Here is a 22,914-nt window from a genome sequence, read left to right as displayed (position 1 = left end):
TTTTTTACGGGTACAAAATGGATAGCTGGCTAGCCTGCCGGTACGTCTCGTTGCTCCGTTACACAACGCCTGCGATCTATCGATTACCGACTTCAATGGCAACCTTGGTAATGACCGACGTCAGTGCCTTCTCCAGTGCACCATCACCCTCCAGGCTGGCGTAAATGTCATACCTCACTTCATGCTTCGAGTTCATCCAGCGCAACCCGGTCTTCCTGACTCCGCCCACTACTTTTTCCGACGTTTTCACCAAGGGCTTACCGAGGTCTTGAGGCTTGGCGTAATCATCGTCGTAAACAACTACACGCTGCGTCAGCTCACGTTCATAGTGGGACTCGTAGGTGACAACATAGTCAGCACCGCACGAATAAAGTGACATGACACCGTTCAAACCGCCTTCCTTCATCTCGACACCGGAGGGGGCTTCTTTGGAAAACTGACATCCCAATTTTTCAATTGCCGCTCTCGACTCCGATTTGAACCTGACTGCTTTAGATAGCCTTTTATCGGTCTTCTGAGCGAGTGTGACCATCGAACTGAATTGCTCGAAGCTTGGAAAGCTCGATCTTTTCTCAGGCTCAATTCGGGATGAGGCGGGTCTCTTGTTAATGATACTTTGAATATGTGCGTTACCACTTAGAGGGTGAATTTCCAACTCCGCAATTGCCGAGAATGAAACAAGCAACATGCTTATGCAGATCATCAACAAGCGCATCATCACCACTCCGTCAGATTGCAAGAGGTCGTGTAGGTTTCGAGGCAGGGCGAACCGTCAGCTACGCTTGGAGACCAGCCAGGAGTACAGACATTGACAAGCAGATGATCCTGTTGAGCACTGTAGTCAGGATCGCCATATTTCCCGTCCGCATAATGGAAACCGTAGACTTCCCAATCCATGCCACAAAATCCGCAACCTGCATAAGACCGCCAGGTACTGTCGGATTTATCGTAAAACTCCCTGTAACTGCCATCCACAGTGTTGTATTGCACAGACGATGTTTCTAATTTCCATGTACGTATCGTGTCCCAACTGACTGACTCGTTGAAACCGAAACAGTTGGCACGAGAAAACATCGCCAGTTCAGTGAGATACGCATAGGCGTTGGGGGTCAGAGCAGATAGAAAAATGACCGCACAAGATACTCTTCTCATAAAAATCCCTTTAATGCTTGAAGCAGATTTCCTTTTCGAAGAAGTTAATGCTAATCATTTGCATGTACAACCATTGCTTTTGCAATAACTCTCGTGCTCGCTCCGCTCTACAATCCCAACCGCTGCGCAACCTTCTCCAGCACAGCCTTCAACCCTCCGCGCTCACTCTCACTTCCCCGCAGCAACACCTCTATTTGCCGCTCCAACTCACTCAGCGGTGACACTGTTTCCGGCAGGTTGAGGTGCTCGGGCAGTATCTCCTCGCCGCTGCTGACCAGCAGCGCAAAGTGGATGACGTTCTCCAGCTCCCGGGTGTTGCCCGGCCAGCTGTGGCGATTCAGGGCCTGCTGCGCGGCTTCGCTGATCAGCGGCACCGGCAGGTCCAGGCGCTGGCTGTAGATGCCGAGGAAGTATTCGGCCAGGGACTCGATGTCTCCCACCCGTTCCCGCAGCGCCGGCAGTTCCAGCTGGCCTTCGCTGAGGTAGCGATACAGGCGCTCGTGAAACTTGCCCGCCGCCACCGCCTGGGCCAGGTCGATGCTGGTGGCCGCCACCAGGCGCACGTCCACCGGGCTCGGTTGCTGGGCGCCAACCCGGGTCACTTCGTGGTTCTCCAGGGCGGCCAGCAGCTTGGTCTGGATCGGCAGCGGCAGGTCGCCGATTTCATCCAGGTACAGGGTCCCGCCGTTGGCCGAGCCGAACCAGCCGGCGCGGCTGCTGGCCGAACCGCTGAAACTGCCGGCGGCATAACCGAACAGTTCGGCGTCGGCGTAGGTCGGGCTGATGGCGCCGCAGTTCACCGAGACGAACAGGCCACTGCGATCGCTGGCACGGTGGATGTGCCGGGCCAGCAGCTCCTTGCCGGTGCCGGTTTCACCACGGATCAGTACCGAGACCGAACGCGGCGCCAGTTGCTCCAGCTCTTCGCGCAACTGCCGCGAGCGCGGGTCGACGAACACCAGCGCCTTGGCGCGGATGCTCAGGGGGCTTTTCTCGGCATCGGGGAAGGTCAGCAACGGCTGACCGAATGGGGTATGGGCACTCATGGCAGGCTCCCGCCCCAGACCGCCGGGGGACGGGGCGTTTAAACGAAAAAAGGACGATCAGGCACGACGCAGGGCGTGTTGTTCCATGCGGTTCTGCAAGCGGTACAGATAGGCGAAACCCTGCTCCCAGCGATGGTGGCCGGACTTGACGTTGATATGGCCGGCGCCGGCCAGGATCCCGGCTTCGGCGCCCCAGTCACGGGCCAGCTCCAGGGCCCGCGGCGCGCTCACGGCACTGTCGTTATCCGAGCTGACCACTTGGCTGGGGAACGGCAGCAGGTGCCGGGGGATCGGCGCGAAATTGCGCAGCGCCGGGGCACAGGCCGGGCGCTCGACGTCCGCCGGGGCCACCAGCAACGCACCGCGCACCTGGCGCAGGGCCGCTACGGGCGCGCGCGCGGCCCAATGAGCCACGGTAATGCAACCCAGGCTGTGGGCAATCAGGATCACCGGAGTGTCGTCGGCGGCAATGGCCTCGGCCAGGGCCGCCACCCAATCTTCGCGGCGCGGCGTCAGCCAGTCGGCCTGCTCCACCCGCGCGCTGTTGGGCAGGCTGTTCTGCCAGTGGGTTTGCCAATGATCTTCTGGCGATCCTTGCCAGCCCGGCACAATCAAGTAGCGAATGGATTCGTTGCGCATGGGGAACTCTCCTGCTGCGTGTCTGTTCCCGGACGAGTATAGGGAGGGGATTTATATTCGTTAAGGAATAAGAAGCTATTTATTAATGCCTTAAACGAATATAAAACTTCCCCCGGCCTCCGTAGGAGCCGGCTTGCCGGCGAAGGGGCCCGCAAGCCTTGCACCGCGCTCAAGGACGCCTTCGCTGGCAAGCCAGCTCCTACATCTGGCGCGATTACGGCGGTGTTCTTGTAGGGGTCGGCTTGCCGGCGAAACGGCCCGCAAGCCTTGCACCGCACTCAAGGACGTCTTCGCTGGCAAGCCAGCGCCTACATCTGGCGCGATTACGGCGGTGTTCTTGTAGGAGCCGGCTTGCCGGCGAAGGGGCCCGCAAGCCTTGCACCGCGCTCAAGGACGCCTTCGCTGGCAAGCCAGCGCCTACGGCTGGCGCGATTTCGGTGGGGGCCTTGCGGGGGCTTTTCGCCAGGCAAAAAAAAGGCCGCACCCTGCCAAGGAGACGGCCTGAAAAGTCGTGGCGTTGTTGCTCGGTCTCAGCGAGCGGTAATCACCGACAGTTTGGTGATGCCCGCACGCTCGATGGACGCCATGGCTCGGGCCACTTCGCCGTAGTTGACGCCATCGTCGGCCTGCAGCTGGACCCGCACTTGCGGGTCCTTGGCCTTGGCCGCTTGCAAGTTGGTTTCCAGCAGGTCCGGCTGGATCTCGTCCTTGTTGATAAAGAGTTTGCCGGCACCGTCGATGCTCACCACCAGCGGGTCTTTCTGCTCCACCGGGGCCACGGCCTCGGTCTTGGGCAGGTTGATCGGAATGGCGTTGGTCAGCAGCGGCGCGGTGACGATGAACACCACCAGCAGCACCAGCATCACGTCCACCAGCGGCGTGACGTTGATCTCGCTCAGCACTTCATCGCTGTCTTGGGTGGAAAAGGCCATGTCAGGACGCCTCCTTCACTTTTTGCGGGCTGCCCTGGGCCGCGGCCTTGTGCACGCTCGGGTGGATCAGCACGCGGAAGGAGTTCTTCTGCGCCAGGCTGTAGAAGTCGTGGGCGAAGTCGTCCAGGTCCGCGGCCGTGAGCTTCAGGCGCCGCAGGAAGTAGTTGTAGACCAGCACCGCCGGCACTGCGACGGCGATCCCCACCCCCGTCGCCACCAGGGCTGCGCCAATGGGACCGGCCACGGTTTCCAGGCTCGCCGAACCAGCAGCGCTGATGCCTTTCAAGGCTTCCATGATCCCCCACACGGTGCCGAACAGGCCGATGAAGGGCGAGGTGCTGCCGATACTGGCAACCACCGCCAGGCCGGTTTCCAGGGAACGACGCTCACGCACGATCTGCTGGCGCAGGGCACGTTCGAGACGGTCCTGGTGGTTGATTGCCTGGCTCAGGTCCGCCGCGTGGGGCGCTTCGCCAACCTGGATCGCCGCATAGCCGGCCTGGGCCACCCGGGCCGCCGCGCCGGGCTGGGTTTCACTCAACGAGGCAGCGGAGTCGAGGCTGGACGCTGCCCAGAACTGATTGTGGAACTTGCGATCCTGGGACTTGAGGCGGGCGAACTGCACGCCCTTGACCAGGGCCAGGCCCCAAGTGGCGACGGAGAAGACCACCAACAGCCAGATCACCGCGCTTTCGATGGATTCCAGTGGAGATGCCAGTAACGTCATGATGTGTTCCCTCTGTGTAAGCGTTTAGCGCGTGTTGGTTGATCGGCCTTGCGGCTCAATGAATCTTGAAATCTATGGGTACGCTGACCCAGCCGTCCTGGGCCACGTCGCCCTGCTTGGCCGGGACGAAACTCCAGCGCTTGACCGCGGCCAGGGCGGCGTCATCGAGTTGCTGGCGACCACTGCTCTTCTGGATCTGGATCTCGCCCGGCTTGCCGCTGGCCAGTACATGCACCCGCAGCAGCACCGTGCCTTCCCAACCGCGACGCTGGGCCAGCGACGGATATTCCGGCGCCGGGTTCTTCAAGTACGCGGCATTCGCCGAAGCCGGGGTCACGGGCGCCGGGGCCGGTGGCGCGGGCGGAGCCGGAGCGGCTACCGGGGCCGCGGGCTGTGGCGGCGCCGGAGTCTGCTGCACCGGTTTGGGCGCAGGTTTCGGCTCGGGCTTGGGCACCGGCTTGGGTTTGGGTTTGGGCACCGGCTTGGGCGGTGGCGGCTTCACGGCCAGCTCGTCCTCCACTGGCGGTGGCGGCTCCACCACCGGCTGTACCGGCTGTGGCGGTGGGGGCTCGACCACCGGCGGCGCCGGACGCGAGAACTCGATGGTCATGGGCGGGATTTCCGGCGGCACGATCGGCAGCACCGGGGTCGGCTTCTGGCTCAGCCAGTAGATCACTGCCGCGTGCAGTACCAGGGCCGCGGCGCCGAGGATGATGGCCTCACGGCGACGCAATATCCCCTTGGGCGTGCGTTGCAGACGCAATTGGCCCAGCGGCAAGCGGTGAGGCCGGCCGAGGTCGACCAACTCGCCGCTCGGTGCCTGGCGCCACAGCACCTCGTGTGCACTGGCGGCGGTCTGGACATTGCCCATGGATTCACTCCCTACGATCTTTTGAAAAACCCGGCACCGGCGTTTGAACTGCCCCCACGCAACGGTGCCGCGGGGTCAATGATCAGTGCCCCGTGCTTATCTCTTAAAGTAATCTTTCAAGTTATAGATAGATCGAAATCGAATACCTGATTTCGCGAAAAAGCCCCAGGCCCCGTGGTTCAAGGGCTGCAGCCAAGAGGGAAAAACACCATGCCTTGCGGGCATCGAAAATATTCCCGCAAAGCATCGAAACAAGACGCTTGGCGGGGGATGGAACAGCTCTCCAAGCAGCAGCGACCCCTCAAGATCAGCCCTTGCGCTGCTTGAACAATCTTGTGAAGGGGCATTCCAGGGCCGCTGGGGCACTGTGCTACCGGCATGAGGCGATGAGATCCCGGCGGCCGCCTGTTATCGAACGCGCGACGGCTAGGCGAAGCTGTTCCGCAACTCGCCCCCCGGATGATCGGCCTGTACAGCCCTGGTGCAGACGAACCTGGCCAACCAGCAGACAGTTATCGCCTGGCCACTTGCGGCTTGACGCTTGCCACTGCCCGCAACTGTTCCTGTAGCTCCTTGCCGGCCCGGCTCAAGCCACTGCCGGCGTACAACGCCAGCCGCACGCCCTGTATGTCCGGCAAACCGCTGTCGGCGTCGAGCACGCGATGCCCCTTGCCCAGCACCCGTACCGGCAACAGGCTGATGCCCAGGCCCGCCGCCACCGCCGAACAGACGCTGGCCAGGCTGGCGCTGGAATAGGCGATGCGCCACGGCCAGCCTCCGACCTCCAGGTGATGGAGCATTTCCTGGCGGTACAGGCCGCCCACCGGGAACGCCACCAAAGGCAGCGGATCGCGGCCAAAGGCGGGCTGGCGAACGCTATCGACCCAGCACAGCGGCTCGGGCCAGGAGTCCACGCAGTCATCGCTGTGGCCCATCTGCTTGACCAGCAGCAGGTCGAACTCACCCCGCCGGTACTGGCGCAACAGCTCAGGGCCCAGGCCGCTGCTGACCTCCAGGCGCACTGCCGGGTAGTCCAGGCCAAAGCGCGAGAGCATGGGCATCAGGCGCTCGGCGGCGAAATCTTCCGGCACCCCGAGGCGCAGGACTTCTTCGCCGCGCTGGTTGACCAGCATATCGCTGGCCTCTTCATGCAGCGCCAGGATGCGCCGGGCGTAGGCCAGCAGCCGCTCGCCCTCCACCGTGGCCACCACCCGGCGCTGGTCACGGTCCAGCAACTGGCAGCCCAGGCTCTCTTCCAGGCGCCGCACCTGCTGGCTCACAGTGGACTGGGTGAGGTGCAGGCGCTCGGCGGCGCGGGTGAAGTTCTGGCTGTCGGCGACCGCGACAAAACTGCGTAATAACACCGGATCCAACATGTTGACCTACCATCCTGACTGCCACTGGTTGGCATGATTATATTTAATTTCAGAATACCCAGGGCCGTCACCATACTTCCCTTTCATCAGCCGGAACGGGAGGTTCTCATGCAACTCAAGCGTTTTCTCAAACGCGGCCTGATCGCCGCCGGCCTGTTCACTGCGGGGGTGGTCATGGCCAGCGATGGCGCGTTGCTGGAAGCGGTACGCAAGGGGCAACTGCAACAGGTGCAACAGTTGCTTGAGCAAGGCGCGGCGCTCGATGGCCGTGGCCTGGACGGCAGCAGCCCGCTGCTGGTGGCCACCCGGGACAACCGCATCGACATCGCCCGGGCGCTGATCGAGGCCGGGGCCGACGTCAACCGCAAGAACCTGATCCAGGACAGCCCCTACCTGCTGGCCGGCGCCAGCGGTCACAACGAAATCCTCAAGCTGACCCTGGCCCACGGCGCCGACCTCAAGAGCACCAACCGCTACGGCGGCACCGCGCTGATCCCGGCCTGCGAACGCGGCCACGTGGAAACCGTGCGCCTGCTGATCGAGGCCGGCGTCGAGCTGGACCACGTCAACCACCTGGGCTGGACCTGCCTGATGGAAGCCATAGTGCTGTCCGACGGCGGCCCGGCGCACCAACAGATCGTCGCCCAACTGATTGCCGCCGGCGCCAACCTGAACCTGCCGGACCGTGCCGGCCTCAGCCCGTTGCAACAGGCCGAGCGCCGTGGCCAGGGCGCCATCGCCAAGCTGCTGCGCGATGCCGGCGCTGCCTGAGCCCGCCCCTCTTTTGAAGGAACCTTGCATGCACGACGATCAACACTACCTGCAACAGGCCGTGGCACTGGCCCGGCGCAATGTCGAACAGGGCGGCCGCCCGTTCGGCGCATTGCTGGTGCGCAACGGCCGGGTACTGGCCGAGGCGGTGAATGAAATCCACCTCAGCCAGGACCCCACCGCCCACGCCGAGATGCTGGCCATCCGCGCCGCCAGCAGGCAATTGGGCCCGCGCCTGGATGGTTGCGTGATCTACGCCAGCGGCCAGCCCTGCCCCATGTGCCTGGCCGCCATGTACCTGTGCGGCGTGTCCCGCGCGGTATTCGCGGCCAGCAATGAACAAGCTGAGCCGTTCGGCCTGTCCACCGCGGCCATCTACCAGCAACTGAGCAAGCCCCTGGAAGCCCAGCGCCTGCCGGTGCTGCACCTGCCCCAGGCAGCGATGAGCGCCCTCTACCAGGATTGGCAGGAGCGTCATGCAGCGAACTGAGTCCACCTTCCAGCGCTGGGCCGGCTGGGCCCTGCTGGTGTGCCTGGGGCTGAACCTGCGGCCGATCCTCAGCTCGGTCAGCCCGCTGCTCAACGAGATCCGCGGCGCCACCGGCATGAGCTTCCAGAGCAGCGCCTGGCTCACCAGCCTGCCGGTGATCTGCATGGGCCTGGTGGCCTTGCTCGGTGTACGCATCGAAGCCCGCCTGGGCGAGCGTCGGGGCGTTTCCCTGGGCTTGCTGCTGGTGCTGCTGGCCTGCCTGGTGCGGCTGTTCTTCGGCCAGGCCGCGGCCTTGCTCGCCACCGCCCTGCTCGGCGGCGCCGGGGTGGCCTTGATCCAGGCTCTGGTACCGGCGTTGATCAAGCGCCAGTTCCAGCACCGGGTGGCCCTGGCCATGGGCGTCTACTCGGCCTCGCTGATGGGCGGTGGCGGCATTGCCGCCCTGCTCAGCCCGCAGGTGGCCAGCCACTTCGCCAACTGGCAGGCGGGGCTTGGCGTCTGGCTGCTACCGGCGATGGCGGCGCTGCTGCTCTGGGCCTGCCTGCCCCTGGGCGCCGGCCGCCGCAACGGCAGCCCGGCTCCCCTGGCCGGGCTCTGGAACAACCGCCGCGCCTGGCTGCTGGCGTTGTATTTCGGCCTGGTGAACTGCGGCTACATGAGCATGGTCGCCTGGCTGCCGGCCTACTACCTGCAGATGGGCTGGAGCGCCAGCCAGAGCGGTTCGCTGCTGGCCTTCATGACCCTGTTCCAAGTCAGCGCCGCCCTGCTGATGCCGGCCCTGGCCCAGCGCAGCAGCGACCGCCGCCCGCTGCTGGGCATCAGCCTCGCGGCCCAGGCCGCGGGTTTTCTCGGGCTGGTGCTGTGGCCCTTGCAGAGCCCGCACCTGTGGGTGGCGCTGATCGGCTTCGGCCTCGGAGCGTGCTTTGCCCTGAGCCTGATCCTCACCCTGGATCACCGGCGCGACCCTCGGGAAGCCGGGCAACTGGCGGCTTTTGTCCAGGGCGTGGGCTTTCTGATCAACGCCGTCTCGCCATGGCTCAGCGGCTGGCTGCGGCAAGTCACCGGCAGCTTTGTCAGCGCCTGGTGGGTGCTGATCGTGGGTGTCCTGGCGATGCTGCTCCTGACCCGGATCTTCAGCCCCGCCAGCTATCAGGCCCGGGCCCAGCTCGATACCGCGCCCCAACCGGCCTGACACCGGCCCTCCAACCCACCGCCTGCCAGCACGGCAGGCGGCGTTCTTCATGTCGCCACAGCACCACTATCCTTCTCGACCGGCTAAGATCGGCCGCCAACGCCTCTCGCGACAACGGGCACACACTCAACTCAGGACACAGGAATAGCGATGGACGCTGCAACGATCGGCCGCTGGGTAAGCAGCCTGGGGCTCAGCCATGAAGAACTGATCGCCCGGGGAGAACGCATCGAGACCCCGACGGACAAGATCTACGACGAATTCGATTGGCTGACCGTGATCGTCGAGCCCGGCCTGATGCTGGACTTCTGGGAAGACAGCCTGGCCCTGGAAAAGGTATTGATCGAACTCATGCCCCTTGAACAGGGGCGCTCCTTCTACAGGGGCGAGCTGCCCGCCCCGTTCTCGCGCAGCATGACCCACGCCGACATCCGCAACCTGCTGGGTACGCCCCTGCGATCGGGGGAGCGCAGGCCATCAGCAGATGGGCAATACACGCTCAACGCCTGGGAGAGCTACCGCCTGCCGGAGCACCTGCATCCCGGTGCGCGGGTTGGGTTCGTCTATAGCGCCGACCGGCAGATCAAGGTCCTGTCGTTCGACTTGCTGGAGCCGCAGCGCGACTGATTCGGCCACACAGAGTGGCTCGTGGAGACTCGCGGCGATCCGCCAGGCATCAGAGGACCGGCGCGAGATCGCCAAGCAAGGCCCTGCGGTCCTTTTCGCAGCCTCGCAGGCTCGGCAGCGGCGACGGGAAACGTGGAGGACGACAGAGATAGGCCGGCCGGTAGGCCGCCGGCAGATTTTGATCTTGCTCTGGCTTTTGATCTTCCTGCCCCCTTAGACACGATGCCCGAGCCTAGGCGAGGCACCGAGTGAAGGGGCAGGAGCCTTTGGTTACTTTGGGCTGGCCGGCATTCCGGGCTTCAAAGTGACTCGCTGCAAGAGCGAAACCATAAGTGGCCGTGACCGCAGCAATGGATAGGTACACCAATAAGACCCCAACCTCAGGTTTTACGGCCACTACGTGCCCGAGCGGGAACAAGCTCCCTCGCCACAGCATGATTCCTGGCCTGGAGTCGTGACGATTATTGAAAATAAATTATTGTAATTCGATAATTTTTTATCAATAATTTGCCACCCCCAAAGTTTTGCAAGGAATAACGCATGAACTCCCAAATCAACGGCTCGGCCCAGTACCGCTTACGACGGGTCGGCCTGCTGGCCGCGATCCTGGCCTGGGTCATGGGCGTGGTGGAGCTGGGCGGCAATGCCGGGCTCTGGATCTACAGCAAGGACCAGGTCCTGGGCGCCCTGCTCAGCGTATTCGCCGAGCACTCGCCGCGCCTGCTGGAAGCCGACTTCAAGCTCTCGTCGCTGAGCTTCACCCTGCTGGTGATCCTCGACTTCCTGCCACTGCTGCTGTCGAGCTTCGCCCTGTACCTGACCGGCGTGTTCTTCCTGCGCCTGTCCCGTGGCGAAACCTGGAGCGATCGCAACATCCGCATCCTCTGGCGCGTGGGCATGCTGTGGATAGTCGCCCCGGCCACGTTCCCGATGATGGAAACCCTGCAAGGCCTGGCCCTGTCCATCGACCTGCCGCCCGGCCAGCGCATCCTGCAGATTTCCGCGGGCTTCTCGTCCTACGCGGCCTACGAGGTGGTCAAAGGAATCTTGCTCTGCTCGTTTTCCATTATCATGCGCGACGCCAAAGTCCTCAGTGATGAGCACAGTCACTACATATAGAACAATGAGATGACCATTATCGTTCGGCTTGACGTTGTCATGGCTAAAAACAAGATTCGCTCGAAAGAGTTGGCCGCCATCCTGGGCATTACCGAGGCCAATCTGTCGTTGCTGAAAAATGGCAAGGTCAAGGGGATGAAAATCGAGACCCTGGACAAACTCTGCGCCGCACTCGACTGCCAGCCCGGCGACCTGCTGGAATATCAGGCCACCGAGCCCGCGTGACACCCCCGCGTTTGTTTGATCCGAGTCCCGATCGTTAAAGCCTTACCACTCCTCACGTTGCACATTGGCTTATTCATGACTCGCTACCTGCTCTGCCCGCTGCTTTTGCTCGCCTGCCTTTTGACCGGCTGCGCCAACAAACTCGAAGTGGCGATTGCCGCCACTCCGGCCCCGGACTACTACTTCGACCCTCAGGCCCCGGTGCTGGTAAGCATCAACGGAGCCAACGATGCCCACGGCCTCAACGCCAGCTACTACCTGCGCGACATGGTCGCCGCCCTGCATGGCATGGGTTTCAAGCAGGTCTACACCGATACGTCGCTGCCCAAGAACCATCCGCCGTTCCGAATGAACTTCACCCTCGACGTGGGCAGCGAAAAGGTCAGCTACCGCTACACCGCCACCGACTACGGCCAGGTGCCCAGCAGCACCAAGACGGTGTGCAAGCAGAGCACCCATAAAGACAAGAACCTGGTGTGCAACAGCACCCCGACCACCACCTGGGGCCCGGTGGGTTCCTCGGAGCGCACCGGCTACACCACCCTCAGTACCTTCAACATCAAGGCCAAGGACGAGCAGAGCCGGCGCACGGTATTCCTGCTGCGGGCCTCGTCCTATAACGAGGACTGCCAGGACGCCAAGGTCGAGGATTTCCTGGTGCAGGAAAGCCTGGACAACCTGGACTTCCGCAACCGGGTGCAGCGCAAATACACCGTCACCCTGCCCGAAGGCCATAGCTGCAAATAAGCGCCTACCACGCATCGGGCGACACGCCTACAATCGCCCCTCGACGCCCGCCCGATCCTCCATCGGGCGGGCGCGGTCCCTCAACGACAAGGCGCATGTCGAGCATGACCCTGGATTGGAATGCCTGGGAAATAGAACCCGGATCTATCGTGGACGAACAGCTGATCGCCCAGGTGCAGCATCGCCTCGGCGTCGAGTTTCCGTCGCTGTACCTGGAGCTGGTGCAGTACGCCGAGGCCGCCACGCCGGGGATCGGCGGCTTCGCCTATGACGGCGGCTACACCTGCATCAGCGAGTTCTTCGAATTCGGCCTGAGCAGCCAGCCCTGGACCCTGCTCTGGTACGCCAGCCCTGGCCGTGTGCCGGGGCTCGCCGCAGGCTGCCTGCCGATTGCCCGGGATGCCGGCGGCCTGCTGATCTGCCTGGACTTCAACAGCCCGGCCGTGGCGGTGGAAATCTTCGACCCCGAGAGCGCCAGCCGTTACCCGGTGGCCGCCGATTTCAAGGCCTTTGTCGAGCTGTGGCAGCCATGAACACACCGCGCAAATGGATAGTCGTGCCCACCAGCAAAGACGCCCAGCAACGCCTGGACCTGGACCAGTGCCTGCCGGGCGACCTGGAGGAGCTGGCCCTGTCCCCGGAGCAGTGGGCAACCCTGTCCCGCAGCGACCTGCTGCCCAGCTTGAACCGTGCCCTGGGCACCCTGATCGATGACTACGAGGACGCGTCGATCCAGGGCCAGGCCGCCCTGGCCACGGCCCTGTCGATCCTGACCCGGGCCGCTACGGCGCAAGACGAACTGCTCCCCAAGCTGATCGCCTTGAATCGACTGGCCCTGGAACGCGACACCGGCCTGTTTTTCTACTTCTGAGGCCATCCCCAGGGCTGCTCCCGCACCTGATTTGTGGCGAGGCCGCCCGCCCCGGGAACCTGGTCAAATCCCCGCCTGTTTGAGCCCCGAGTCCGGCACGCTCACTGCCGTTTCCGAACGTGGCGTGCCCTGGGGCACCCAGTCGTAACTCACCGGCAGAGCCCGGTACACCCAGTTGCTGATGGCCTCGCTGCCCGGTGCCTTGCCCAGATAGGGGCTGACGTATTCCCAGACGATTTCACCGCCGGCCGTCACCTGGAAGAAGCGTCCGTTCATGCCTTCGTCGATCAGGGTATTGCCGTTGGGCAGGCGCCGCGCACTGCTGATGAACGAGCTGTAGAAAGCCCAGCCCGGCTGCCGGGAACTGGCGGCGCTGTACTGCCAGACGATCTGGTTCTTGATCGGGTCGATCTCCAGCACCCGGGAGCCGGCGATCAGCCCCAGGGGCACCGAGGGGTAACCGGCGGTGCCCTGGTTGTCGAACACCAGCAGATGCCCGGCCCCTGGCAAGCCGGCGGGAATGATGTGGGCGTCATGCTGGCCGACGAACTGGTCCACCGGGCGCGGCACCTTGGCGGCGGTCTTCGGGTTGATCGGCGACAGGTTCGGCCCCAGGCGCCAGACCACCTTGCCGCTGTGCTTGTCGAGGATGGCGATGAAGTTGGCGTTGCGCGAGTCGATCAGCAGGTTGTCCGGGGCGAAGCGTTTATCACCGGCGTCGAACCACTGGTTGGGGCCCACCACGCTGAGGTTGTTGATGTGCAGGTAGTCCGGGTTGTCGGTGCCGTACACCAGCTTCAGTTGCGCCGGGGTAAAGCCGAATTCCTTGAGGTGTTCGGAGGCCAGCCACTGCCATTTGACCTGGCCCTCGGGGCTGACTTCATAGATCGCGTCGTCGATCACCTGGGGCACCTTGAACCCCGCCACCTTGTGCACCTTGTTGGCCAGCACCAGGGTGTTGCCGTTGCTCAGCCGGCGCTGGTCATGATGCTGCTGGGCCGCACCGCCCGGGGCCTGGTCGCCCCACTGCCAGACCAGCTTGCCGTTCCAGTCCAGCTCGCCGACGCTCTGGTTGCCCAGGCCGTTGCCCGCCGAACCCAGGGGCCCGGGCTCCTTGTCCTTGAGCTGCAACAGCACCCGGCCACGCTCGCCGCCCACCAGTTGCGGGTCGATGATGGCCGAGGGGAAACCGGCCTGGGGCCAGTTCTTCACTTCGTTGCCGTTCATGTCGATCAGGTGGGTCTGCTTATCGGCACCACTGAAGATCACGTACTGGTTATAGGCCCTGGCCGGGTCGTAGCGAGTGACGCCGGTGGGGTAGACGCTGGGCGCGGCCTGCACCGCCGAGGCCAGCAGGGCGGTGGACAGCAGCAGGGGCAAAGCGGTGGTGAGGCGCAACATGACAAGCACTCCTGTTCAAGTCGAAAGGCGCCGGAGAACCCGGCGCAAGGTGCGAAAAGCCGGGTATCAGAAATCGTAGCGACCGGTCACGCCCAAGGTCCGCGGGGTGCCCAGCAGGCCTTCGTAACCGCCGTTGCCGCCGGTCCAGAGGGTGGTGTAGTAGGTCTTGTCGAAGGCGTTCTTCAGCCACAGCGAAACGTCCCACTGGCCCTGCTCGTAGTTGCCGCGCAAGCCGGTGGAAAGGTTGACCACGGCGTAGCTGGGGATCTGCCCGTACTCGGAATCCTCCACGGTGCCCACCGCCTTGGAACGGAACGCATAGCTGGCGGTGACGTACTCTTCCAGGCCGTTGTCCAGGTTCCACTTGTATTCGCCGTTGGCGTTGCCGATCCATTTCGAGGCGCCCACTACCTGGTGGCCGCTGAGATCGCACGAGGCCGGGGCACCGGGGCGCAGGCTGACTTCCGGCGGGCACGGTGCATCCTTGTAGGAGAGGTAGCGCACGTCGTTGTAGGAACCGTTGAGGTTCAGGGTCAGGCCACGGATCGGCACCAGGGTGCTTTCCACTTCCACCCCGCGCGAGCGCACCGAACCGGCGTTGGTCAGGTACTGCACGCGGTTGGCGTCGTCGTAGGCGTTGGTCTGGTAGCCGTTGACCTGGGTCCAGAACAGGTTGGCGTTGAGTTGCAGGCGGCGGTCCCACAGGGTGCTCTTGAAACCCAGCTCGGCGTTGTTGGCGCGCTCGGTGCCGATCAGCAGCGAATCGGCCCCGGCGGTAGGCGCCGACCCCACCGTCAGGTTGACCCCACCGGACTTCTCGCCGTGGGACAGGGTGGCGTAGCCCAGCAGGTCGTCGGTGATGCGGTAGCTGAGGTTGAGCAGGCCCGAGGGGCTGGTGCTGTACTGATTGAGGTCGCCGGAGTCATAGGCTCCGGTGCGCCCGCGCCGCGCGTTGGCGGCGGCGCCGGCCACCGCCACGCCGCCCACCGGGGCGTTGCGGGTCACCCAGGCGCTTTTCTCCTCGTAGGTGCCGCGCAGGCCAGCGGTGAAATCCAGGCGCTCGGTGAGGTGCCAGGTGCCCTGGGCGAACAGGGCGAAGCTGTTGGTCTGGATATGCCCGTTGCCGATGCTGGTGACGTTGCTCAGGGCGCCGGCCGGGGTGCCGTTCCAGATATCCGCCTTGGGCCCGTAATAGGCGAAGGATTTGTTGTCCAGGTCGGAGCCGAAGTAGTAGGCGCCCAGCACGTAGTCGAAGAAGCCGCCGGTGGGCGAGGCCAGGCGAAATTCCTGGGACCACTGCTTGTCTTGCACCGAAACCCCGGCGTTGTAGCTGGCCGGAACGTTGAGGCCATCGTCGTTGCGCGGGGTGAAATTCCACCAGCGGTAGGAGCTGACCGAGGTCAGGGTGAAGTCGCTGGGCAGGGTCCAGTTGGCCTCAAGCGAAGTGCCGCCCTGGAACACCGTCACGTGCTGGTCGTTGTCCAGGTTGACCTTGCGGTGCGAACCATTGACCAGGGTCGCGCCGGCCGCCGCCGCGCGCGACTCGTAGACATTGGTGCCGTTGATGGTCGGCCCGGTGCTGTACAGCACTCGGGTGCCGGCGCTGGAATCCTCTTCGTTGTAGTCGCCGATCCAGCGCAGGTTGAAGCTCTCATTGGGCTTGTACAGCAACTGCCCGCGAAAGCCCTGGCGTGATCCGCCGTTGAGGTCATGGCCGTCGAATTCGTTCTTGATGTCGCCGTCGCTGCGGGTGCGATAGGCGGAAAAACGCCCCGCCAGCTCATCGGTCAGCGGCCCGGAAATCGTGCCCTTGGTCTGGAAGTATCCATCCTCGCCGAGGGAGGTTTCGATGCTGCGCTCCGGGGTGAAGCTCGGCGCCCGGGTGCTGATGTTGATCACCCCGGCGGTGGTGTTCTTGCCGAACAGGGTGCCCTGGGGGCCGCGCAGCACTTCCAGCTGCTCGATGTCCATCAGGTCGAACACCGCCATCCCCGGCCTTCCGAGGTAGACGTTGTCGATGTACAGCCCGACGCTGCCTTCCAGGCCGTCGCTGGCCGGGTTGTTGCCCAGGCCACGGATCGACACGCTGGACTGGCGCGCATGCATGTAGGCGACGTTGACGCTGGGCACCAGTTGCTGCAGATCCTGGATGCGGTACACCCGCTGGCTCTCCAGGGCCTGGCCGCTGACCACGCTCATGGGGGTGGGCACGCTCTGGGAGCTTTCCTCGCGTCGACGGGCAGTGACGGTCACCGTCTGCAACTGGCCATCATCGGCCTTGGCCTTGCTGGCACTGCTCTTGGCCGGGGTGGCTTGCGGCGCCGGGGCCTCTTCGGCCCAGGTCGGTGTCCAACTGGCACTGCCGGCCAGCAACAGCGCCAGGGGCAGGCGCTTGAGCCGCCGGGGCGAGAGGGGTGAAGCGAGGGACAACGGGCTCATGGGCGGCTCCTGGTCAGAAAATATACAGCCTTGTATATTCCTTAAAGTTATTTATTTATGTTTTTACAAAGATTTACTGCATAAGAGATTGCCTTTATAAGGAGTCGACCTAATGCATAGCCAATGCATTTCCCCGATATTTTTTATGTGAAAAATGCATATCGACCTGCGCCAGCTCCGCCACTTCATCGCCCTCGCCGAACAGCGCAGCTTTGTCGCGGCCGCAGCGGCGGTGAACCTCTCGCAATCGGCCTTCAGCCGCAGCATCCAGGCCCTGGAACACAGCGTCGGCTGCCAGCTGGTGGATCGCGGGCGCAAGGACCTGGCGCCGACCAAGCAGGGCCAGTTGCTGCTGGAGCACGCGCGCCGGCTGGTCAGCGGCGCCCAGCAGATGGCCAACGAGATCAGCCAGTTCAATGGCCTGGAAGCGGGAGAGTTGCGCTTCGGCTGTGGCCCGGCGCCAGCCGCGGGGCTGATCCCCCGGGCCATCGGCAGCTTTATCGGGCGTTATCCCAAGGCCCGGGTGCAGTTCCAGGTGGATGACTGGCAAAGCCTGAGCAAGCGCCTGCTCAGCGAAGAGTTCGAATTCTTCGTTGCCGACACCCGGCACTTCGAGGCCGATCCGGACTACCTGACCCAGCGCCTGCGCCCGCGCAAATGGCATTTCTGCTGCCGCGCCGGGCACCCCCTGGCCCAGCACGAAAGTGTCAGCGCCAGCGAACTGATGAGCTACCCACTGGCGGTGACCATCCGCCCGCCCAACCTGCGCAAGGTCATTGTCGACCTGAGCGGCAAGCCGGACTTCACGCCCAATGTGGAATGCGAAAACAGCTACAGCCTGCTGGGGGTGGTCATGCGCTCGGACGCCATCGGCATCGTCGGTTCCTACAGCGACGCGTTGCACAACGCCAAGGGCGAGCTGGTGTGCCTGAAGATCGACGGCCTGGCCGACGACCTGGAAGAGCTCTACACCCGCTACGGCATCGTCAGCCGTGCCGGCTATCGCCTGTCGCCTTTGGCCGCGGCGATGATCGACGAGATCAAGCGCATCGACGAACAGGACGAGGACGTGTGCAGCCTGGACAACCTCGCCGTGTGAACTGCCCCCACCCGTAGGAGCCGGCTTGCCGGCGAAGAGGCCCTTGAACCTTGCAGCGCGCTCGAAGGCGCCTTCGCTGGCAAGCCAGCGCCTACAGGCACCACAGGCCCGCGGGCGCCCCGCCGCATTGCATGAAACGCATCGAAACTATTCGGCAAATGCGCTTGCCGGAAGCCCCCGCCGGAGGCGAAAAACCTCGCCTGTCTTCCCCTTGGTGAACCCCATGTCCAATACCCATCCGCCCGTGCGCAACGTGCTCTACATCATGTGCGACCAGCTGCGCCGGGATTACCTCTCGTGCTACGGCCACCCGCACCTGCATACCCCGAACATCGACCGCCTGGCCAACGCCGGGGTGCGCTTCAGCCGCGCCTACACCCAGGGCACCATCTGCGGCCCGTCGCGCATGTCGGCCTACACCGGGCGCTACGTCAGCAGCCACCAGGTGGCCTGGAACGCCGTGCCCCTGCCCCTTGAAGAACTGACCCTGGGGGACTACCTGCGACCCCACGGCATCCGCACCGCGCTGGTGGGCAAGACCCACGCCACGCCCAACCTCGACGCTCTGCAGCGCCTGGCCATCGACCCCGGGAGTGCCCAGGCCGAGGTGCTCAACGAAGTCGGCTTCGAGCCCTATTTCCGCCATGACGGCATCTACCCCGACGACCCGGTATTCGACGACAAGCGCGAGTCCGCGCCCTACACACACTACCTGCGCGACCTCGGCTACCAAGGGCGCAACCCCTGGCACGACTGGGCCAACGCCGGGGCCGGCGAGCAGGGGCAAATCCTCAGCGGCTGGAAAATGCGCAACGCCCACCTGCCGGCCCGGGTCGCGCAAGAGCACTCGGAAACCGTCTACACCACCGACCGCGCCATCGACTTCATCAGCGAACAAGGCGAGCAGCCCTGGTGCCTGCACCTGTCCTACATCAAACCGCACTGGCCCTATATCGCGCCTGCCCCGTACCACGCACTGTATGGCCCCGAGCAGGTGATCCCGGCGGTGCGCGCCGCGCCAGGGCAGCTCAGCGATCACCCGGTCTACGCCGCCTTCCGCCAGCATGAAGAGAGCCTGAATTTTTCCCGGGATGAGGTGCGCCTGAACGTGGTGCCCACCTACATGGGCCTGATCAAGCAGGTGGATGACCAGCTCGGCCGGCTGTTTGACTTCCTGCAGAGCAACGGCCGCTGGGACGACACCCTGATCGTCTTCACCAGCGACCACGGCGACTTCCTTGGCGACCACTACCTGGGGGAAAAGGAATTTCTGCTGGAACCGGCGGTGGGCGTGCCGTTGATCGTCCGCGACCCACGCACGGCGGCAGACAGCAGCCGCGGCACCGTGGACGAACGCCTGGTGGAAACCATCGACGCCCTGCCGACCTTTCTCGAGGCCCTGGGCCTGCCAGGGGCCGAGCATCGCCTGGAAGGCCGCTCGCTGATCCCCCTGCTGCACGGCGCCGAACCGGCCTGGCGCCGCTACGCCATCAGCGAATACGACTACGCCTTCCAGGCCCCTGCGCGAGAGCGCCTGGGCCAGCCCATCGACCGCTGCCGCATGACCATGGTGCGCAGCGAGCGCTGGAAGTACCTGGCCTACGATGGCTTGCGCCCGCAGTTGTTCGACCTGCACAACGACCCCCAGGAGTTGCACGACCTGGGGGCCGATCCGGCCTATGCCGCGGTGCGCGAAGAACACCTGGGATATGTGCTGGAATGGCTGCGCGGCCTGAAACGCCGTACCACCATCAGCCATCAAGAAATCGACCTGCGCGGCCAGCGTTTTCGCTACGGCGAGCCGGAAAGCGAAAAGCTGGTACAGATCGGCGTGTGGTAACCCCCTCCCGTACCTGCACCTTCCCCCGTAGGAGCCGGCTTGCCGGCGAAGAGGCCCTCAAGTCTTGCAGTGCTCTCGAGGGCGCCTTCGCTGGCAAGCCAGCTCCTACGGGGATGGGGCAGCGGTCAGAGGCCTTTGGTGGTCTGGCTGCGCTGGCCGTGGACGCCCACCGGAACGTCGCCCTTGAGGGTCACGCGGCGCACGATGCGGTCCTGGGTGCCGTAGTCGTCCACGGCATAGTGCTGGGTCGAGCGGTTGTCCCAGATCGCTACGTCCCCTGCGCTCCAGCGCCAGCGCACGGTGTTTTCCAGACGGGTGACGTGGCTTTGCAGCAAGCCGAACAGATGCGCCGAGTCCGCCTGGGAATAGCCCTTGATGCGCTTCACGAAGTGCCCCAGTACCAGGCTCTTTTCACCGCTCTCGGGGTGCACGCGAACGATCGGGTGCTCGGTCTCGAACACCGTGGAGGTGAACACCTTGCGGTAACGCTCCAGCTTCTCCGCCGAAACGTCCGGCTTGGCCCCGGCGTAGTCGTATTCATTGCTGTGCACCGCCCAGAGCTTGTCCGCCAGCTCCCGCAGTTCCGCCGACAGTTCGTTGTAGGCCGTGGCGGTGTTGGCCCAGACGGTGTCGCCACCGGAGGCCGGGGCCACCACCGAGCGCAGGATCGAGGCCTTGGGGTAGGCGTCGACGAAGGTCACGTCGGTGTGCCAGGAGTTGGCCCGCTGGCCCTCGGCACCGTCCAGTTCCAGCAGGTAGCGGGTGCCGTCGCGTACCGGCACGGTGGGGTGGGCCACCGGTTCGCCCAGCAGGTGCGAGAAGGCTTCCTGGCTCTGGTCGTCGAGGTGGGTCTGGCCACGGAAGAAAATCACCTTGTACTGCACCAGCGCTTGTTGGATCGCTTCCACGGTGGCGGCGTCGAGATCGCCGGACAGTTGCACGCCACGGATCTCGGCGCCGATACGGCCGGCCACCGGGTGAATATCAAGGGCATGAACAGCAGGTTGAACGGCTAAGGCGGCATTGCTCATCAGGTACACCCTCATGGGACTGCTTACAGTGGAACCGCCGCGAAACAACGCTCTATCTATATTCAATTTAGATCTAATAGATAACTACATGCTTCGTTGACGGAATAAGAGCTTGCATTTAAAACCTCATTCCTCACTCGTCGCAAATGCCTTCGAGCTATTTTTCGGATGCCGGGAAAGCATATGGATCTTCGCCAATTGCGTTACTTCATCGCCCTCAATGAACACCGCAGTTTTGTCCGCGCCGCCGACGCCATGGGTATCACGCAGCCGGCCTTCAGCCGCAGTATCCAGGGCCTGGAACAGGAGTTCGGCTGCGTGCTGGTGGACCGCGGCAACAAGGATCTGCGCCCCACCCCGGAAGGCCAGGTGGTGCTGCAGCACGCCTTGAGCCTGGTGCAGGGGGCGGCCTTGCTCAGCAGCGAAGTGACCCAGATGACCAAGCTCGACGCCGGCGAAGTGCGCTTCGGCTGCGGCCCGGCCCCGGCGGTGAAACTGGTGCCCGATGCGGTGGCGCAATTCACCAGTGCCCACCCGAAGGTACGCACCTGCTTTGCCGTGGATAACTGGGAAAAACTCAGCCGCAGCCTGAACCGCGAAGAGATCGAATTCTTTATTGCCGACATCCGCCATTTCGAGGCCGACCCGAACTACCAGACCCAGCCCCTGACGCCCAAGCGCGGGGTGTTCTTCTGCCGCCCCGGGCACCCGCTGCTGGCCAAGGAGAGCCTGTCCACCAACGACATGTTCGATTACCCCCTGGCCACCACCCTGATCCCCCCGGGGATCCGCAAGCTGCTGGCCAACCTCAGCGGACGCATCGATTTTTCCCCGACCATCGAGACCGAGCACTTTCCGGCGCTGGTGAAGATCGTCCGCCAGTCCAATGCCATCGGCGTGGGCACCGCCGAGGCCTTTGCCGAAGACATCGCCCAGGGTTCGCTGGCGCTGCTGCACTGGCGCAACCTGCCGCAGAACATCGACAGCCTGAATGCCCGTTGCGGCATCGTCAGCCGCAGCGGTTTTCGCCTGTCGCCGGCGGCGCGCAAGATGATCGAAGTGCTGGTGGCGGTGGATCGGCAGGGGCACGCCATCGCCGTGTAGAACAGCTTCGCCGGCAAGCCGGCTCCTACAATATCCCGCACGATATCCCCGTCGACCGTAGGAGCTGGCTTGCCAGCGAAGAGGCCCTCAAGACCGACCTCGCCGACAAGCCGGCTCCAGGGTTACGCAAGAGCCGGCTTGCCGGCGAATGGTGCCGACCTCAAAGACCGGCAGCGGCCAACTGCGGCGCTACCCAGGCATCCACCTTGAACGGCTTGCGAATCAAGCGTTCCTTGGCCGCCAGGTCTACCGAATCCTGCAGTTTGCCGAGGAACACCGGGTCCAGGGTCGAGGGGAAGATCTCGCTCAGGCGCTGGTCCTTGAGGTCATCCTGCAAGATCACCGGCGGGTAGCTGGCCAGCCCCGAAACCAGCTGGATGTAGGCTTCCTTGTTGCTGTCCTGGGTCAGCCACTCTACGGCCTGCTGCTGGGCCTTGAGCAGTTTTTCCACGGCCTCGGGATGTTCGTCGACAAACTTGCCGGCGCCCACCAGCACGCTCTGCACGCTGCCGGCGCCGCCCAGGTCCTTGGTGCTCAGGGGCAGTTCGGCCAGGCCTTTGCTGCGCAGGGCCGAGAGCCCGGTGCTGCCCCAGGAGGCGTCGATCTGCTTGGCCGCCAATGCAGCCACCGCCGCGTTGAAATCAAGGTTGACCACCTTCAGGTCCTTCTCGCTCAGGCCCCGGCTGGCCAGGGCCGCGTCGAACGACAGCTGGGTGGCGGTGCCACGGAACACTGCCACGCGCTTGCCCTTGAGGTCTTCCAGGGTCTTGATCCCGGAACCCGGCACCACCCCCAGATAGTGCTTGACCCCACGGGCCGAGGCGCTGAGCAGGCGGGTATCCAGGCCGTTGGACTTGCCGATGATGGCGGCCAGGTCCCCCAGGTACGCCAGGTCCACCTGGCCGTTGGCGAAGGCCTCGTTGATCACCGGGCCTGCGCCCTTGAAGAAATTCCACTGGATCTTGATGCCCTGGTCGGCGAAGGCCTTTTCGAAGATCTGTTGCTGGCGCAGCACATCCACCACCCCACCGCCGCTGTGCTGGGTGCCGGCACTGAGGTCGGGCACGGCAATGCGGATTTCCTTGAGTTCGTCGGCCTGGGCCAGCAGCGGCAGGCAGCCCAGGAGCCCCGCCAGGGCCGGGGCGGCGAACAGGCTGATGACGCGTTTGAAGGGAAGGTTCATGGGTGCGGCTCCTGGTGGCAAAGGCTGAGAGG

The 22,914-nt window shown here is 64.0% G+C and carries 24 protein-coding genes; 12 read left to right on the top strand and 12 right to left on the bottom strand.

What is annotated here, in order from left to right:
- Nucleotides 1-76 precede the first annotated feature (76 nt).
- The 8 genes from AC1RMG_RS30220 to AC1RMG_RS30185 form a co-directional block, all read right to left on the bottom strand.
- A complete protein-coding gene (locus AC1RMG_RS30220) occupies nt 77-718 on the bottom strand; it encodes a hypothetical protein (protein WP_103407120.1) in 642 nt (213 codons plus the stop codon).
- Nucleotides 718-1,152, bottom strand: coding sequence for a hypothetical protein (locus AC1RMG_RS30215; protein WP_146042000.1), 435 nt, complete (start codon nt 1,150-1,152; stop codon nt 718-720). Before AC1RMG_RS30215 ends, AC1RMG_RS30220 begins: the two co-directional genes overlap by 1 nt.
- A gap of 107 nt (nt 1,153-1,259) precedes the next feature.
- Nucleotides 1,260-2,198 (bottom strand): sigma 54-interacting transcriptional regulator, encoded by a 939-nt coding sequence (locus AC1RMG_RS30210; protein WP_072452159.1) that lies wholly within the window; start codon nt 2,196-2,198, stop codon nt 1,260-1,262.
- A gap of 57 nt (nt 2,199-2,255) precedes the next feature.
- Complete coding sequence (locus tag AC1RMG_RS30205; protein ID WP_011058608.1) at nt 2,256-2,837, bottom strand: alpha/beta hydrolase; 582 nt, start codon at nt 2,835-2,837, stop codon at nt 2,256-2,258.
- A gap of 530 nt (nt 2,838-3,367) precedes the next feature.
- A complete protein-coding gene (locus AC1RMG_RS30200; RefSeq protein WP_011058607.1) occupies nt 3,368-3,769 on the bottom strand; it encodes an ExbD/TolR family protein in 402 nt (133 codons plus the stop codon).
- Nucleotide 3,770: 1 nt separating this feature from the next.
- Entirely contained in the window at nt 3,771-4,496 is a 726-nt protein-coding gene (locus tag AC1RMG_RS30195; protein ID WP_011058606.1) for a MotA/TolQ/ExbB proton channel family protein, read from the bottom strand.
- Nucleotides 4,497-4,551: 55 nt separating this feature from the next.
- Nucleotides 4,552-5,367: an energy transducer TonB gene (locus tag AC1RMG_RS30190; protein WP_011058605.1), complete on the bottom strand. Its 816-nt coding sequence runs from the start codon at nt 5,365-5,367 to the stop codon at nt 4,552-4,554.
- A 512-nt stretch (nt 5,368-5,879) separates the two neighbouring features.
- A complete protein-coding gene (locus AC1RMG_RS30185) occupies nt 5,880-6,743 on the bottom strand; it encodes a LysR substrate-binding domain-containing protein (protein ID WP_011058604.1) in 864 nt (287 codons plus the stop codon).
- Nucleotides 6,744-6,851: 108 nt separating this feature from the next.
- On the opposite strand from AC1RMG_RS30185, the gene AC1RMG_RS30180 reads away from it, so the two are divergent.
- The 9 genes from AC1RMG_RS30180 to AC1RMG_RS30140 all read left to right on the top strand — a co-directional run bounded on the left by AC1RMG_RS30180 (nt 6,852) and on the right by AC1RMG_RS30140 (nt 12,785).
- Entirely contained in the window at nt 6,852-7,514 is a 663-nt protein-coding gene (locus tag AC1RMG_RS30180; protein ID WP_065364770.1) for an ankyrin repeat domain-containing protein, read from the top strand.
- 28 nt (nt 7,515-7,542) lie between these two features.
- Nucleotides 7,543-8,004, top strand: a complete 462-nt coding sequence (locus AC1RMG_RS30175) for a nucleoside deaminase (RefSeq protein WP_015633729.1) — start codon at nt 7,543-7,545, stop codon at nt 8,002-8,004.
- Entirely contained in the window at nt 7,991-9,196 is a 1,206-nt protein-coding gene (locus AC1RMG_RS30170; protein ID WP_011058601.1) for a CynX/NimT family MFS transporter, read from the top strand. The genes AC1RMG_RS30175 and AC1RMG_RS30170 overlap by 14 nt, the downstream gene beginning before the upstream one ends.
- Nucleotides 9,197-9,346: 150 nt before the next feature.
- Entirely contained in the window at nt 9,347-9,823 is a 477-nt protein-coding gene (locus tag AC1RMG_RS30165) for a DUF6392 family protein (RefSeq protein ID WP_015633728.1), read from the top strand.
- Between the two features lie 540 nt (nt 9,824-10,363).
- Nucleotides 10,364-10,942, top strand: coding sequence for a hypothetical protein (locus AC1RMG_RS30160; RefSeq protein WP_011058599.1), 579 nt, complete (start codon nt 10,364-10,366; stop codon nt 10,940-10,942).
- 9 nt (nt 10,943-10,951) lie between these two features.
- Nucleotides 10,952-11,167, top strand: coding sequence for a helix-turn-helix domain-containing protein (locus AC1RMG_RS30155; RefSeq protein WP_011058598.1), 216 nt, complete (start codon nt 10,952-10,954; stop codon nt 11,165-11,167).
- A 75-nt stretch (nt 11,168-11,242) separates the two neighbouring features.
- On the top strand, nt 11,243-11,914 hold the full coding sequence (locus AC1RMG_RS30150; protein ID WP_047335383.1) for a hypothetical protein: 672 nt from the start codon (nt 11,243-11,245) through the stop codon (nt 11,912-11,914).
- A 95-nt stretch (nt 11,915-12,009) separates the two neighbouring features.
- On the top strand, nt 12,010-12,447 hold the full coding sequence (locus tag AC1RMG_RS30145; protein WP_011058596.1) for an SMI1/KNR4 family protein: 438 nt from the start codon (nt 12,010-12,012) through the stop codon (nt 12,445-12,447).
- Complete coding sequence (locus tag AC1RMG_RS30140) at nt 12,444-12,785, top strand: hypothetical protein (RefSeq protein ID WP_194237921.1); 342 nt, start codon at nt 12,444-12,446, stop codon at nt 12,783-12,785. Before AC1RMG_RS30145 ends, AC1RMG_RS30140 begins: the two co-directional genes overlap by 4 nt.
- 63 nt (nt 12,786-12,848) lie before the next feature.
- On the opposite strand, the gene AC1RMG_RS30135 is transcribed toward AC1RMG_RS30140, so the two are convergent.
- Nucleotides 12,849-14,186 carry an aryl-sulfate sulfotransferase gene (locus AC1RMG_RS30135; protein ID WP_011058594.1) on the bottom strand — a complete coding sequence of 446 codons (1,338 nt, stop codon included), beginning with the start codon at nt 14,184-14,186 and terminating at the stop codon, nt 12,849-12,851.
- A 66-nt stretch (nt 14,187-14,252) separates the two neighbouring features.
- The gene (locus tag AC1RMG_RS30130) at nt 14,253-16,625 is read right to left on the bottom strand and encodes a TonB-dependent receptor (protein ID WP_212805842.1); all 2,373 of its coding nucleotides are present in this window, start codon (nt 16,623-16,625) and stop codon (nt 14,253-14,255) included.
- 154 nt (nt 16,626-16,779) lie between these two features.
- On the opposite strand from AC1RMG_RS30130, the gene AC1RMG_RS30125 reads away from it, so the two are divergent.
- On the top strand, nt 16,780-17,724 hold the full coding sequence (locus tag AC1RMG_RS30125) for a LysR family transcriptional regulator (RefSeq protein WP_493170901.1): 945 nt from the start codon (nt 16,780-16,782) through the stop codon (nt 17,722-17,724).
- Nucleotides 17,725-17,947: 223 nt separating this feature from the next.
- A complete protein-coding gene (locus AC1RMG_RS30120; RefSeq protein ID WP_072452168.1) occupies nt 17,948-19,564 on the top strand; it encodes an alkaline phosphatase family protein in 1,617 nt (538 codons plus the stop codon).
- Between the two features lie 125 nt (nt 19,565-19,689).
- Here the strand turns inward: AC1RMG_RS30120 and AC1RMG_RS30115 are convergent, their stop codons facing one another.
- Nucleotides 19,690-20,595 carry a TauD/TfdA dioxygenase family protein gene (locus tag AC1RMG_RS30115; RefSeq protein ID WP_015633720.1) on the bottom strand — a complete coding sequence of 302 codons (906 nt, stop codon included), beginning with the start codon at nt 20,593-20,595 and terminating at the stop codon, nt 19,690-19,692.
- A gap of 183 nt (nt 20,596-20,778) precedes the next feature.
- Between AC1RMG_RS30115 and AC1RMG_RS30110 the strand changes: the two genes are divergently transcribed.
- The gene (locus AC1RMG_RS30110; protein ID WP_015633719.1) at nt 20,779-21,699 is read left to right on the top strand and encodes a LysR family transcriptional regulator; all 921 of its coding nucleotides are present in this window, start codon (nt 20,779-20,781) and stop codon (nt 21,697-21,699) included.
- 160 nt (nt 21,700-21,859) lie between these two features.
- On the opposite strand, the gene AC1RMG_RS30105 is transcribed toward AC1RMG_RS30110, so the two are convergent.
- Entirely contained in the window at nt 21,860-22,882 is a 1,023-nt protein-coding gene (locus AC1RMG_RS30105) for an ABC transporter substrate-binding protein (RefSeq protein WP_015633718.1), read from the bottom strand.
- Between the last annotated feature and the right edge of the window lie 32 nt (nt 22,883-22,914).

The sequence above is a fragment of the Pseudomonas sp. GW822-FHT04H02 genome (assembly GCF_058800645.1).
This window is presented reverse-complemented; position numbering and strand designations above follow the sequence as displayed.